This window comes from Moorena sp. SIO3H5, assembly GCF_010692395.1.
In the GTDB taxonomy this organism is placed as follows: domain Bacteria; phylum Cyanobacteriota; class Cyanobacteriia; order Cyanobacteriales; family Coleofasciculaceae; genus Moorena.
Window position 1 is genome coordinate 1 of record NZ_JAAHHS010000185.1, and the last position, 14,325, is coordinate 14,325.

Consider the following 14,325-nt stretch of genomic DNA (forward strand, 5'->3'; position numbering starts at 1 on the left):
CATTTGTCGAAATGCACCGTGAAACCCAGCGGCAGGGGATCATCTGCTTGTGCGGTTCGCTCGCTTCCGATGTCGAGACGCTTGGCGATACGCTGCGGGGTTTGGTCGAACAGTACCTCAGCACGAGTGAGCGCTGGGTGAAGCAGCAGATTGACCGCAGGATTCAAGGCTTTGTTGAAGCTCTCAAACAGCAACACATTGCTGTCAGTGTACGCCATTCCCGTGGTCTTGACAAAGACGCCGCTTGTGGACAACTTAGAGCATCTAGAAGTAGTTAGAAGTAATGTTTTAAGGTCATGTTTTAAGGTCATGTTTTAAAGGTTGGTTAGATAGGATGGAGGCGAACAAAATATAAGCGATGCAGCGCGGTCTTGGGGGTTTCCCCCATGAGCGACTGCATCAAGAAGGGAAGTTTTACTAACCCTTCTGTTAAAAACCTACCCTTATGAGTTCACCCCCTCACCCCCTTATTGGTTATGCACTAGGAGCATAGATGCCAGGGGCATAAGCCTCAACCACCCTGCCAGTACGAGAGCAGTTAATCATTAAATAATCACAGACGGGGCATTGAGTCTGGGTTAGGTGAGTGTTTTGACAATGAATCCTTTGAGCGCTACTGCCACAATTAGGACAGTAAACTTTCTGTATTATCTGCATGTTAAACCTTGTTTAATTTAGTCAGTTATTAAAAAGCGATGCAGCGCGGTCTTGGGAAGGCAGCGCGGTCTTGGGGGTTTCCCCCATGAGCGACTGCATCAAGACAAGGCTCCACTGTCTTACGGTAAATTCAAACCACTCGCTATTGCATCAAGAAATGACTGCCTCTAAAAAGCACCGACCCTGGTTCAACCATCTACTAGTAATGCTTTGCAAAATTCAAACCCCGGTGCCCTTGACCTAGGGGAATTAAATTTGCCACGGGTCGCACCACAAGTTGATGGATGATGTAAGCTTTTCATTGGTTTTTAATGGTAGCTTTACTTTATTTGTGCCGTCTTGTACTAGTTAGATATGACCCTCAACTGATTCATCTGGAGGCAGTAATCGTTAATGTTTACTTAACTATTGTATTTAAGTATTATTTTTTTTGTAATTTATTTAACAATACTTAGCAATATGGTTTGCATTTGTTAATCTTTTTAAGAGATTGGCACTCCAAGACTAAGTAATTTTTATTAAAAATAAGCTTATTTCCTATTGATCCCTAATTGATCCCTAAGGATTTTATGTTATTTTTTATACAAAAAAATGATAATATTTACCGTAGAATAAACTAGTTTTATCACAAAAGATGTGAGATATGATACCTTACTTGCTTGAATACTTATCCTCTCGAAAATCGGGTAATTGGATCGGGTAATTGGTCATTGATAGTTGACGATTCTTGAGCCATCTGTTAATTGAGTTAAGCAATCCGTTGCCCCATCTTCAGTTATGTGTAGCGAGCATAACTGAAATTGGGATAAATCAGCGGAATTACTGAAGCAATAGTATAGGGATTAGGCAAGGCAAGCGCATCTAATTTTGTATATCACAACACAGATTAATTTACAAAGATATGTGTAAGTAAAGCATAATTGCACTTAACCCATTGAATTTAGAGCAATCTTTCAGGGGTAGTAATCGTCAAAAATCGAATCGAGCTGCTATGGATAATCACTATATGCGCTCCGATGATTGCTGCTTGTTTATATCCTCAGAATGATGTGTCAAAACCTTTATATCAATAGGATTTGAGATGTGCTTACCCTGAGTATTAATAGCAAAGACAGTATCTTATCAATTCAACTTAAAATTAGCAACTAATAATGAAAAAACATTATATTTTTTTTACCAGACATACTGTACCTCAACCCAATGCGGCCTACTTAGTTCATGATGTCAATTCCGCCAATGCTGCTGCTAACCTTGGTTATTCTACTGTTTTAGTCTATCTTCACCCGCCAGAGAAATCCCTGAATCCCTTAGACTGGGTTTATCCCTTTCGGCTCCAACATCCACCGGAAAACCTGACCAAGTTTTACAGTATTCAAGATCAGCTCAAGGTGGCTCCCCTAGCTATGCCTTGGCCCATTGGTCAAATCCAAGGCAAACTGACTAGCCCCAGCACAATCGTTTGTCGTTACTATTTTCCAATTCATATTTTTCCCCATACTCAAATCTTACACACATTGGATTGGAATTTAGTGAAAACAGCCATCAAGCATGGTGTACCAGTCATTTATGAGCGGGAACATTATGAAAAAAGTGACTATGATCAATCGATTGTCCAAAACCCACTTTTTCAAGTCGCAGTCACCGTGGCTGATAATATTCGGGACGATATGATTCGTAGGGGTATGCCCCCAGAAAAAATTATCAAACTCCATAGTGGCTTCAATCAGTCTTTTTTAGTAAGACAACCAGAACAAGCCTCTGAATGGCGCAAAAAACTTTTGCTGGATAACCGCCAAAAGTTAGTGGTCTATTCAGGAGGACTCTATCGCTTCAAAGGGGTCAACTTATTAGTTGATGTTGCTAAAGAATTACCACAGATTCAATTTGTATTTGCTGGTGGCAATGAATCTCAAGTAGAGTCTTATCAACAGCTAGCTAGGGAAAAACAAGCTGACAATGTTACCTTTTTAGGTTATCTTACCCACCAGCAGCTTACCAGCTTACTTCAAGCCGCTGATGTGTTGGCTCATCCTCACTGTTCTGGTGAGGCGGCTAGCTTTACCTCTCCTCTGAAGCTCTTTGAGTATATGGCTTCAGGAACTCCGATTGTGGCAACAGAAATTCCTCCGTTGATGGAATTTAAATCATCGAGTGCTATTGCTGGCTGGTGTGAACCGGATAACCCAGCTCAATTCACTCGTTGCCTCCAACAGGTATTAGAAACCTATCCCAGAAACGTAAATGGTTATGCCGCTCAAATTAAGTGGGGGCGTCAGTTTTGTTGGGAAAATAGAATTGTCAAAATTATGAGCAATGTATCAGAATCTCTACATCCTATATTATGTGATTAATAGGGTTATATTTAAGAGATTATAACATTAAAAGTTCAGACCATATCTCCTGATAAAATCATGTATAATATAAAGACTTTATTAAACATATTTCACTTTATCAAGTATCAGTTAACTAGATAGACTAATGACAATACCCAATTTTTTAATTATAGGTGCAGCTAAGGCTGGAACTACCTCAATTTATCGATATCTAAAGCAGCATCCGCAAATCTACATGAGTCCTGCCAAGGAACCTAGGTTTTTTGCTTTTGAAGGGGAAACTTTAGATTTCGGTGGTTTGGGAGATGAAAAAGAAGCTGATTTCATTGTCACTGATATTGACGCCTATCGTAAACTTTTTAAAAAGGTAACTAATCAAGTAGCTATTGGTGAAGCATCTACAAGTTATCTCTACATTGCGAAATCTGTTGAACGCATAAAGTACTACATTCCTAAGGCGAAACTGATCGCCATTCTTCGAGATCCAGCAGAAAGAGCCTATTCCAACTATTTACATTTACTCAAGCAAGAGCGCGAGCCACTAACGGATTTTGCTGAGGCTCTTGCCCAAGAAGAGAAGCGCATTCAAAATAACTGGTGGTCTTTCTGGCACTATAAACACCAGGGACTTTACTATGTCCAAATGAAGCGTTATTATGAGGCGTTTGAAAAAAGCCAAATTAAGGTTTATCTATACGAAGATTTGAATAATAATCCTATAGGTATGCTAAAAGATATGTTTGATTTTTTGCAGATAGACGATACCTTTACCCCAGATATATCTGAAAAAGTTAGGCAAGCTCCTCGCCTTCCCAAAAACAAAGCCTTGGAATCATTTTTGGACCAACCGCACCCAGTTAAATCCATTCTCAGTCCATTGCTTCCTACTAGCCTAAGGGATAAACTAGTTAATAAGATTAGATATTTAAATCGTGGGAAACCTAAGTTATCACCAGCAGTGCGGAAGCAATTGATTGAATTCTATCGTGAGGATATCCTTCAGCTTCAAGATTTGATTGGTCGGGATCTTTCCCAATGGCTAAAGTGTTGAAACTTAAGTTAACAAGTAAGTTGACAATTATAAGTTGACAATTATAAGTTGACAATTAAGTTAAGTAAGTTAAGCTGTAAGCAGTTAGCAGTCAGCAGTCAGCAGTCAGCTTACTTTATTAAAAGCACCGATTCGCTACGCCCATAGGCTGAATGCTGATAGCTGTTGGCGTAGCACCTCAAGTAGCGCATAGGCTTACGTTTAGCTTAAACTAAGCTGATCAAATTATTATCAACTTCAACTTGATGAGTTAGGGAATTAAGCTATGTCCAAAACTATGGACAAAAAAGTTATCGGTATGATAAGTAGCTATCAGGCACTGAAACCCAGTCCTGTTGATTGGCTATGGAAGCAAACCCCTCGTCCTTTGGGGGTTTGGAAAAATATTCAAATGATAGCTACTGCACCTCAACCGGATTTTTTACTGCTATACAACTTTAACGAATTTTCTGATAAAAAACCACCATTACCCAAATTTGGCAATTTTTTTGGGCTAGCTCACAAGCCCCCTGAGCCTAAGGTCACAGATCTCAAGACTCTCTTGCGGGGAGTGCCAAAAGAACGGATTATTTCTTTGGTGCGGGAACCTCCCTTTCCAGAACGGGAAGAGTTCCGAATTAATGAATATAAACAAGCTCAGGAATACTGTGGCTATGTATGTGGTCCTGATGATTTTGCGCCAATTCCTGACTATATGCCTGCTATTTCATACCACAACAATTCGTTTCGTGAATTGAATGAAATGGGAGCGCCTGAAAAAGCTCGTTCCTGTTGTTGGATTACCTCCGGTATTGCTCGTACGGCTAATCATCGTCAGCGTTTGGCATTTTTGAAGATGTTGAGGGACAGTGATCTAGAATTTGACGTGTATGGACGGGATTTGCCAGACTGGGTAAACGGATATGGAAAAGTAGGGAATAAGTGGAATGCCATGGCTCCTTATTACTACAACCTAGCGATTGAAAACTATGCTGGTAATGATTGGTATGTGAGTGAAAAGTTGTGGGATGCTTTATTAGCCTGGTGTTTACCCATCTACTATGGTGGTTCTGCTGCTGATAAATTATTGCCTCCAGGAAGCTTTTTGAGACTGCCAAGTGAGGATGAAAAGGGTTTAGCTTACATTGAGGAAGTGACCGCTACACCGGATGCATGGCATGAGGCTCTAGATGCGATCGCAGAAGCACGTCAAATCATTTTACATGAGTTGAATTTACTCAACTTCTTGTCTAAGGTAGTGGAAAAACTGGGGTAAGTCTAGATGAGCACAGGAATTTATACATTAGCTAATGATGTGGTTTACAACCAACTGGTAGCACTGCTCAATAGCATAGAAGTTAACGCTGGGAAAGACACTCCAGTTTGTGTAATTGCTTACAATGATCAGTTAGACAAAGTCCGTCAAGACATTGCCACCCGAGATAATGTAACCTTGCTGGATAATCCAGAACTATTTGCCCGTTGGGAAGAGTTTTCCTACCGTGTCTGGGAAACTCACCCTGATGCCTTACAAGAATGGCAGGAAAAAGGCATGAAAACGAAATTCTATCGGGTTGGTGAAAATCATCGTTACTGTGCCTTTGATCCAGAGAGTCCATTTGAAAAATTTATCTATCTCGATGCTGACACTGTGCTGATGAATTCCTTAGATTTCGTCTTTAAGCAGTTAGATCAGAGTGATTTTGTGGTTTATGACTTTCAGTATAAAGACCCAGCACATATTTTTAACGTAGCCTCACCAAAGTTACTGGAAGTATTCGATGAATCCCAGATTAATTCAGAAATTTTCTGTTCCGGATTTTATGGGGCTAAGCGGGGATTATTTCCTGAAGAGCAGCGAGAATGGTTAGTTTCTCAGTTAGCTAATGGGGAAGCAGAGGTTCTGTATAAGCGAGCGCCTAACCAATCTGTACTCAACTACATGAGGATGAGGTCTGGGTTATCGATCCATAATTTTGCTGTGAGTTTGCCTAAAGATAAAAGAACAGGCAATTCCGTAACATCTTCTCACTTTGACGTTCAGGATAATCTACTTTATGATCATGGGAATCGGCTGACTTATCTTCATTACATTGGAATCAAATCAAAAATTTTCAATCAACTGTGTGCTGGGGAGAATATCGACTTTCCCTACCGGGATATTTTCTTACATTACCGATATTATCATCAACCCGAAAAACGTCCTCAGTTTACCACTAAAGCTAAACCTTATAACCAGCCTCCTAGTTTAACCACTAAAGTATTCAAGAAGTTAGGATTGAGTCGTTGAGGCAGATTTTATGAATCGTGGAATTTACATCACTGCTAATGACCGGGTGATTGAGCAGTCTATTGCGTTACTAAATAGTATCCGCTCTTATGATAGCGATACCCCAATTGTTTTGATTCCCTATGATGACAATTATCAAAAGGTGGCTCAGATTCTCCAAGAGTCCTATGGGGTAGAGATTTATCCAGATTTGGCGTTTATCGAACGCTTGTCTACTAAGCTACACGAAATTTTCGGGGAGGGATTTTTTGCTAGACCGAATCAGTTCCGCAAACAGGCTTGCTGGTTTGGAACTTTTGATGAATTTATTTATATCGATACCGATATCGTTGTTTTTGAGAAGATAGCAGATACTCTTGACTACTTAGCTGACTATGATTTTATTTGCTGTGATTACCAGCATGTCGGGGGAATCACCAATGTTTTCACCCCTAAAGTTATTGAAGATAAGATTTTTAGTGAAGCGGAACTGAAGGATATCTTTAATGGGGGGTTTTGGGGAGCCAAGAAAAATAAGATTAGTGAAGAAACTTTATATGAAACCTTTGCTGAGTGTGCGGCTCATCCCGAGTATTTTGACTTTTCACAGAAAACCTCCGATCAGCCGATTATCAACTATATGATATTGAAGCAGATGCACCACCGATTTAATATTGTGCGTAGACCAGGGGGAGCTCCAGGAAATTGGGCAGGTAGTAAACAATTTCAAACCCAAGGAGTACGACTTATTGATCCAAATTTGAATCAACCCCTACAATATCTACACTGGGCTGGTATTCGTATTCAGCCTGGTTGTCCTTATTGGGATATCTGGAAACATTACCGCTATTTGAATGAACCTATGCCAGAGGATGAGTCTTTGCAGCCTAAAACTCAGAAGAGCTTATGGGAACAAATTACCAACAAATTACACAAATCACTGAAAAAGTAAAGCGGATTTAGCCCTAAAAAGGTTACAAAAAGGGTTAATGAAGTAGTCTCAGATGTCAGTTTGATGGTAAGTGACTCACAACTTCTTCTGTAAAGTCCGATGCCGGAGGAGCAGAAGAAGTTGAGTCGGTGCTGATTAAACCGAAATCTGACGATAAATAAAGTACTAAGGTGAAGGTGATAGCTAAGATAAGTTTTTCCAACATTTTACACTCCTCTAGTCGCAACGTCATCTAGTAGTAGTAACGTTATTAAGTAGTTACCCCTATCTTCAGTATCCTGAATTTTTCTTGGATCGTGGGTGATCCTACGGTAATAGGGGTTGTGACAATTGTCATAACATTAGGTGACGTAAATCATCGACAAAAAGTTTCTTTTGTGCCAATAAAAATAGGTAGAGAGTTGGTTCACTCACAGATGGAGTGATGGGGTGATAGGGGGATGGGTGATGGGGTGAAGTTAATTCAAGTACGGGGAAGGATGTGGGAGATCTAATGATTTTGCTGCCAGTATAGTTGTGCCGAAATACTTTGTCCTAGTCATACTTTCTCAAGTTTGTGAGAAATCTCAGGATTGCTATAGTTAAGTTTTTGAGCCTCTAGCGGCAGCACTGACCCAATCGACTAAAAAGGTCAAAATCACGAAACAAAACAGCGTTACCATTACACTGCTATAGTCAAAGCTACTCAATTGTTCGGTCAGCAACAGACCTAACCCTCCAGCTCCTACTAATCCGACCATGACAGTCTCCCGGATGCAGACTTCCCAGCGATAGAGGATATAAGCTAGGAAACGGGGCAAGTTAATCGGCAATATTCCATAGAGAAACAGTAGCGTTCCTGGAGTTCCCTGGGCTTTCAAGGCTTCTAAAGGAGGCTTTTCCAGGTTTTCATTGGTTTCTGTCATTAATCTGCCTAGAATACCGAGGTTGTTTAATCCCAGTGCGATCGCACCAGGTAAAATTCCAGGAAACAGGACAAACAGCGCTACTATTGCCCAAATCGGTGGGGGAATGGCTCGGCAAAAGAGTAGGACTATCCGAGTTAGCACCAGTATTGTCCAACCTTGTATCGACGCAATAGTTAATGCCTTGGGATTGGGATTGAGCAATCCTCCAGGAAGGAGAAAATTATGGGCTGCTGGAAAAGACAGCACCATGCCAGCAATCCCAGCACCAGCAATCCCTAGTATCGACATGGCAAGGGTTTCGATGGAGAGAGTAAATAACTGTTGGAATTGCACTCCATTAATTTCTGGTGAAAATGCCCTTTGGACAATATCCCCCAAAAGTTCTTGAGTACGGGGAGACCAAACCTTGCTGAGTCCGGGACTGACATACCAAAAGCTCAAAACGCAAAGGCAGACTAAAATCAAAAGCAGGCTTAGATTAATCCGACGGCGCAATATAGCACTACTGATATCGACTGCACCGTTTAATAAGACCAGAACATAGAAAAATGTCCACAGTTGCTCGTAACGCAGGGATTGTAAACTCAGAAACATCTGATAACCTAATCCTCCAGCACCAATAATCCCCAGTACTGTTGCTGAGCGAATGGCACAGTCAAAGCGATAGACAGTGTAGGAAAGAAGATTTAAAAAGGCTTGGGGAATCAGACTGTACAGAAGTGCAGTTAAGGGGGATACGCCACTATTGAGCAAGGCCATTAACGGTTCCCGTGGCGTTTCATCCAGAATTTCTGAAAAGACCTTGGCAACGATGGCACCATAGGGAATAGCGATCGCAATTATGGCCACTAGGGGATCTAACCCCCAGATATTGACGAAAAATATCCCCCATATCATCTCATGAATGGCTCTAGGAAAGGCCAGCAGTCCCCGGATGCCTAGCCAAATACTGTGGGACAAGGGCCAGTGAGGAAAGACGGTCAACCACCACACTTGTGAGGTTAAAATTCCTCCTACCATCCCCAGCAAAATACTCAGAAAGGTTCCGCAAGCGGCATAGGCGAGGGTGGTAAGAGTGGCATTGAGGGTCAGCTGCAAAAACTCAGGACTAATCTCTGGGTGCCAACTAGCTCGCAAAAATCGCCATAGTAAGGGAAATCCACCGGGATTGAATAGGTCTTGTTGAAATATTCCAGCTTCGTAGGCGGAAAGAGCAATAGCAACAAAAAACAACAGTCCCCACAGTCCACGTCGATCCAGTAAGGGCGGACGAGATAACTGCTTGACCATTAACAGTAATGTCAATTTTGTTACCCCTACTCCCTACTTCCTATTGCCATTAACCGAGGAAGAAAGTCTCTCACCCCATCGAGAACTACTATATTTTTCGATATGCTTAATTAAGCTTGGTGAAACAGTTGACTCGGGCGTCTCTGTTCTATATAAAGCTTCTATCATTTTCGGCGACAAGTCGGCTGTTGGAATATCAAATACAATCTTTCCTTGTCGTAATCCTACTAAGCGATCGCAATAATTGCGGGCAAATTCCAGGGCGTGCAGGCTAATGATTAATGTCTTCGAGCCTATGTCACTTATATCCCTGAGCAAATCCATCATTTCCCGACTCAATTGAGGGTCTAAATTAGAAATGGGTTCATCAGCCAGAATCACCTCAGGATTTTGCACTAGCACTCTGGCTAAAGCTACCCGTTGTTGCTGTCCACCAGATAGTTTATCAGTTGGTGCATACAGCTTTTCTGGAATTCCGACTTGAGTTAAAGCCTTTGCAGCTGTTTCCACTTCTAAAGGAAACACTAAAGAAACAGCTGCTTTCACAAATGACCAGCGCCCTAAATGGCCAGCATTGACATTATGAATCACCCTGAGATTATTGACGAGATTAAACTGTTGGTAAACTGTACCAATTCGTCGCTGTACCTGACGCAACCGATGGGGAGATAGCTTAGAAAGATTGCGCCCTAAACACCAGACTTCCCCTTGAGTGGGGAGTAATGTGCCATTGAGCAGGCGAATCAAGGTGCTTTTTCCAGCACCGCTTGACCCAACTAAGCCCACTCTTTCACCTGGATAAATCTTGAGGTTAACATTAGCCAGTGCCCGAAACTGACCAAATTTCTGGGATACCTGTTTGAGTTCAAAGATTGGTAAGCTGTTGTGCATTTCAACTGTATATTAGTGAAATCAAATAAAAAGATATATCCCACTATCATTTTGCCTTTTGCCAATAGCCATGCATGGCTTTTGCATAGCTAAAACGTATTTAAAATACCTTTTAGCTTAAACCTAGGTGATTGCTCATTTGATTTTACCAATTTTTTTACCAACTGCCTCAATCTGAGCATAATTGCTATTTTCTGTAGGAATAAACTTAGCTGCCCCAAACAAGTCGAGAATCTCTTTTTGTTCTGGAACATTAGGGTCTAGTTTTAACAAGGCTGCTTGGACTCGCTGGACAAAATCATCGCTATAGCGCTCTTTTACCTTAGGATTAATGACCCAGTGGTAGTCATAATAGGAAGGAGTTTGCCAAATTACCTCAACCTTCTCTAAATCCACTTCCCCTGAATTAACCCGACTCTTCCAGACCTGTTCGTTTAACGCTCCAGCTTTATAACTACCAGCTTCTACTAACTGAATCGTTTTGTCGTGGGAACCAGAAAACCCAATTTTGCCCTTAAAGTCCTCCAGTTGCACCCCAGCTTGCTCTAGAAAATACTGAGGCATCAAGCGTCCAGAGGTTGAAGACTCACTACCAAAGGTAAAGGTGTTTCCTTTTAAAGCTTTCAGACCACTGATATCCTGAATCGGCTTAATCTGGCTGTTTTTATTAGCGATAAAAACAGTGTGGAATTCTGCATCAATGTCTCGCTGAGCGATCGCTTCTGCCCCATCTACCTGCAACCGCGCCTGAACCCCTGTAAGTCCGCCAAACCAGACGAGATCTAAGTCCCCGACTCGAAACGCTGTCACCGCAGCCGCATAGTCAGTTACGGGCTTGTAGTCTACTGGTACACCAAGCTCTGCTTCTAGGTAATCAGTCAGCTTGCCGTAGAGTCGCTGCAACTTTTCTGGATCTTGATCGGGAATCGCTCCTGTAGTGAAGGATTGTACCTGCGCCCCATTCCTAGAGGAGGTCGTAGAATTCGGTTGAGACGAACAGGCGCTAAAAGGCAGCAATACTATAAATAGTAGTCCTAGTAAACGTTTTTGCATAGGTATGTTTGGGTGATTATCAAATCATGATCCTGACAATCATACACTATCTAGCAATTTTTAATTGGGTGAGGTAATTTCGTTCTAGGGAGTAGGGAATAGGGAATAGGGAGTAGGGAGTAGGGAGTAGGGGGGAAATCTGTGTAAATCATAGCTATTTAAAACGCTATATATAGCCTTAATTTAATCGAAAAAAACTATATAATTACAAAAATAAATTGATAATAATGCTATACTTGAAAAGCACTTATTTGTAAGCATTGATTATCATTAAAATGTCTAAAAAAATAAAGTATAAAACTAAATATTTTCAAATACATGTCCAAAAAAAGTAGTATGATTAAACTCAAAAATTCATCAAATTTTAAAAAAGGTTTATTCACTAGCTTATGCAGCCATATTCCCATCCCATTACCAAAGATTTAGTGTTAGTTGGTGGCGGTCACAGCCATGCGATCGCGCTGAAAATGTTTGGCATGAAACCTATTCCAGGGGTCCGTCTCACCCTCATTACTGATACCTCCCATACTCCCTATTCAGGGATGCTTCCCGGTTATGTGGCAGGTTTTTACAGTTACGATCAAGCTCACATTGATTTGCGCCGTCTGGCTGGGTTTGCCAAGGCACAGTTATATATAGATAGGGTAATCGGTCTGGACTTACATGATAATAAAGTTATCTGTAGCGACCATCCTCCGGTTGCCTTTGATTACTTGTCGATCGATATTGGCAGTACGCCAGGGACAATGTCAACGCCGGGAGCGCACAAGTATGCGATCGCTGCTAAACCCGTCCCTAAGTTTTTGGCAGCTTGGGAGAGAATCGTGGCAGGAGTAACACAGAACCCAAAGCAACCTCTGAGCCTTGGTATCGTTGGTGGTGGGGCAGGGGGAGTAGAGTTGGCACTGAATGTCCAAGGCAAATTACATAAACTATTGCATCAACGATTGACTAATGATTCCCAGCGCAGTAATAATTTACAAATTCACCTGTTCCATCGAGGCACTAAACTGTTACCCCATCACAATTATTGGGTCAGCAACCACTTAAAAAAAATTTTATTACAGCGGGGAATTCAGCTTCATTTACTTGAACGTGTCAGCAAAATATCTCCCCATTTCGAACAGAATAAACTGAATCAATCGATAGCAAACAATAATAGTGACAGTGCTCATTTAGACCCCCAATTACTACCCGAATTACTAAATGTTATCTGTGACTCTGGATTAAAGGTAGAATGCCATCATGTCTTTTGGGTCACTCAAGCTTCGGCTCCGAGTTGGATTAAAGCCTCAGGATTAACCACAGATGAGCGGGGGTTTCTTCTCGTTGCTGATACCCTGCAATCAATTTCCCACCCCCATATCTTTGCAGCCGGTGATATTGCTACTATGCAAAATTACCAACGTCCCAAAGCCGGGGTATTTGCCGTTCGTCAGGGCAAACCGTTATTTGAAAACCTGCAACGAATTTTATTAGGAAAAAAACTTATTCCCTACATTCCCCAGAAGCGCTATCTAAGTTTAATTGGCACAGGGGACAAAAGTGCGATCGCATCTTGGTCATTGTTTGGTTGGCACTCTCGATGGATGTGGCAGAGGAAAGATCACATCGACCGGAAATTCATGAGTAAGTTTGAAGACTTACCACCAATGATAGAAGCCAAAACTCTCCCAATTCCTTCTCAACAATCCCCAACACACTCGACAATGCCCTGTGCTGGCTGTGGTTCAAAAGTCAGTAGTACCACCTTAGAAAGGGTAATCAAACGGCTCTCCATCCTGGAAAGACCGGATATTGTGATGGGACTGAGTGACCCTGATGACGCCGCTATCTTGCAAGTTCCAGAAGGTCAATTGATGGTACAGACTATCGATTATTTTCGTAGCTTGATTGATGACCCCTATATCTTCGGTCAAATTGCCACCAATCATTGTTTGAGTGACATTTTTGCCATGGGGGCAACCCCACAAAGTGCCTTAGCCGTCGTCACGATTCCCTACGGAACAGAAGATAAGGTCGAGGAAACCCTTTATCAAGTGATGTCTGGAGCCAATAAAATCCTCCAAGAATCTCAGACTTCCTTAATTGGTGGCCATACTACCGAAGGGGCAGAATTAGCCTTTGGCCTATCCTGCAACGGTCTCGCTCATCCTGAACAACTGCTGCGCAAAAACGGTATGAAACCCGGTCAAGTGCTGATTCTTACTAAAGCGATTGGGACGGGAACTCTTTTTGCTGCTAATATGCGCTACCAAGCCAAAGGTCGCTGGATTGAGCAGGCCGTGGAATCCATGTTACTATCTAATCAAACCAGCGCCCAAGTCTTTCGTGAATGTGGCGCAACAGCTTGTACTGATATTACCGGATTTGGACTGTTAGGGCATCTTCTGGAAATGGTTAACGCCTCAAACGTAAGCGTGGAATTAGAGTTAGCAGCGATTCCGATATTACCAGGAGCAATAGAAACTGTGCAAGCAGGAATCACTAGTTCTATTCACCCTAAAAATTTACGATCGTCTCTCTACATCAACAATCCATTAGACGTTAGTCATTTACCTAACTACCAGTTGTTATTTGACCCTCAAACCTCTGGTGGACTCCTAGCAGCTATTCCAACGGAAAAAGCTGATGAATGTATTAAGAAATTGAAAGCTTGCGGTCATCAACAAAGCAGCTTAATTGGTCGGGTCATCCCAGCTCCAGAAGCTATGTCTAAAGCGATTACTATTATATAGGAGTTATCAATTGGGTGAGGTACTTTCGTTCTTCGTTAATGAGAGTAGGTAGTAGGCAGTAGGGATGGAGCGCAGTCTTAAAGGCTAACACATGGGTTGTAGTGATCTGCCTAGGTATTATTGCTAGTTAATAGCAGTTAGTCAGAATAGCTTCAAATTTTTTTCGAGCTATTGAATATTTATATGGTATTATAAATAGCTGTA

11 protein-coding genes and 1 pseudogene are annotated in these 14,325 nt (G+C 41.7%); 7 read left to right on the forward strand and 5 right to left on the reverse strand.

All coding sequences use genetic code 11. The features are described from left to right. Window positions 1-218: hypothetical protein (locus F6K52_RS37040; RefSeq protein WP_364418638.1), on the reverse strand; the 218-nt coding region annotated here is incomplete at its 3' end. On the opposite strand from F6K52_RS37040, the pseudogene F6K52_RS19655 reads away from it, so the two are divergent. The 6 genes and pseudogenes from F6K52_RS19655 to F6K52_RS19685 form a co-directional block, all read left to right on the forward strand. Next, window positions 159-278: pseudogene (locus F6K52_RS19655) on the forward strand (23S rRNA (adenine(2503)-C(2))-methyltransferase RlmN); the annotation flags it as partial. The gene F6K52_RS37040 and the pseudogene F6K52_RS19655 sit on opposite strands and share 60 nt — an antisense overlap. A gap of 1,530 nt (window positions 279-1,808) precedes the next feature. Further along, entirely contained in the window at window positions 1,809-3,008 is a 1,200-nt protein-coding gene (locus F6K52_RS19665; RefSeq protein ID WP_293081264.1) for a glycosyltransferase, read from the forward strand. A 127-nt stretch (window positions 3,009-3,135) separates the two neighbouring features. Then, a complete protein-coding gene (locus F6K52_RS19670; RefSeq protein WP_293081266.1) occupies window positions 3,136-4,041 on the forward strand; it encodes a sulfotransferase in 906 nt (301 codons plus the stop codon). Window positions 4,042-4,318: 277 nt separating this feature from the next. Further along, complete coding sequence (locus F6K52_RS19675; protein WP_293081291.1) at window positions 4,319-5,296, forward strand: glycosyltransferase family 10; 978 nt, start codon at window positions 4,319-4,321, stop codon at window positions 5,294-5,296. 6 nt (window positions 5,297-5,302) lie between these two features. Further along, window positions 5,303-6,310, forward strand: coding sequence for an Npun_R2821/Npun_R2822 family protein (locus F6K52_RS19680; RefSeq protein ID WP_293081268.1), 1,008 nt, complete (start codon window positions 5,303-5,305; stop codon window positions 6,308-6,310). A gap of 10 nt (window positions 6,311-6,320) precedes the next feature. Then, window positions 6,321-7,241 (forward strand): Npun_R2821/Npun_R2822 family protein, encoded by a 921-nt coding sequence (locus F6K52_RS19685; protein ID WP_293081271.1) that lies wholly within the window; start codon window positions 6,321-6,323, stop codon window positions 7,239-7,241. Window positions 7,242-7,296: 55 nt separating this feature from the next. On the opposite strand, the gene F6K52_RS19690 is transcribed toward F6K52_RS19685, so the two are convergent. The 4 genes from F6K52_RS19690 to F6K52_RS19705 form a co-directional block, all read right to left on the reverse strand. Next, complete coding sequence (locus F6K52_RS19690; RefSeq protein ID WP_293081275.1) at window positions 7,297-7,446, reverse strand: hypothetical protein; 150 nt, start codon at window positions 7,444-7,446, stop codon at window positions 7,297-7,299. A gap of 376 nt (window positions 7,447-7,822) precedes the next feature. Beyond that, entirely contained in the window at window positions 7,823-9,454 is a 1,632-nt protein-coding gene (locus F6K52_RS19695; RefSeq protein WP_293081279.1) for an ABC transporter permease subunit, read from the reverse strand. Window positions 9,455-9,472: 18 nt separating this feature from the next. After that, the gene (locus F6K52_RS19700) at window positions 9,473-10,330 is read right to left on the reverse strand and encodes a phosphonate ABC transporter ATP-binding protein (RefSeq protein ID WP_293081282.1); all 858 of its coding nucleotides are present in this window, start codon (window positions 10,328-10,330) and stop codon (window positions 9,473-9,475) included. 135 nt (window positions 10,331-10,465) lie between these two features. Then, window positions 10,466-11,383 carry a putative selenate ABC transporter substrate-binding protein gene (locus tag F6K52_RS19705; RefSeq protein WP_293081285.1) on the reverse strand — a complete coding sequence of 306 codons (918 nt, stop codon included), beginning with the start codon at window positions 11,381-11,383 and terminating at the stop codon, window positions 10,466-10,468. A 389-nt stretch (window positions 11,384-11,772) separates the two neighbouring features. On the opposite strand from F6K52_RS19705, the gene selD reads away from it, so the two are divergent. Then, a complete protein-coding gene (selD, locus tag F6K52_RS19710) occupies window positions 11,773-14,121 on the forward strand; it encodes a selenide, water dikinase SelD (RefSeq protein WP_293081288.1) in 2,349 nt (782 codons plus the stop codon). Window positions 14,122-14,325: the final 204 nt, after the last annotated feature.

Bases quoted from the DNA above. Each gene is read 5' to 3' on its own strand.
- selD (WP_293081288.1), top strand. From the start codon at position 11,773: ATGCAGCCATATTCCCATCCCATTACCAAAGATTTAGTGTTAGTTGGT.
- F6K52_RS19705 (WP_293081285.1), bottom strand. From the start codon at position 11,383: ATGCAAAAACGTTTACTAGGACTACTATTTATAGTATTGCTGCCTTTT.
- F6K52_RS19670 (WP_293081266.1), top strand. From the start codon at position 3,136: ATGACAATACCCAATTTTTTAATTATAGGTGCAGCTAAGGCTGGAACT.
- F6K52_RS19700 (WP_293081282.1), bottom strand. From the start codon at position 10,330: ATGCACAACAGCTTACCAATCTTTGAACTCAAACAGGTATCCCAGAAA.
- F6K52_RS19690 (WP_293081275.1), bottom strand. From the start codon at position 7,446: ATGTTGGAAAAACTTATCTTAGCTATCACCTTCACCTTAGTACTTTAT.
- F6K52_RS19675 (WP_293081291.1), top strand. From the start codon at position 4,319: ATGGACAAAAAAGTTATCGGTATGATAAGTAGCTATCAGGCACTGAAA.
- F6K52_RS19665 (WP_293081264.1), top strand. From the start codon at position 1,809: ATGAAAAAACATTATATTTTTTTTACCAGACATACTGTACCTCAACCC.
- F6K52_RS19680 (WP_293081268.1), top strand. From the start codon at position 5,303: ATGAGCACAGGAATTTATACATTAGCTAATGATGTGGTTTACAACCAA.
- F6K52_RS19685 (WP_293081271.1), top strand. From the start codon at position 6,321: ATGAATCGTGGAATTTACATCACTGCTAATGACCGGGTGATTGAGCAG.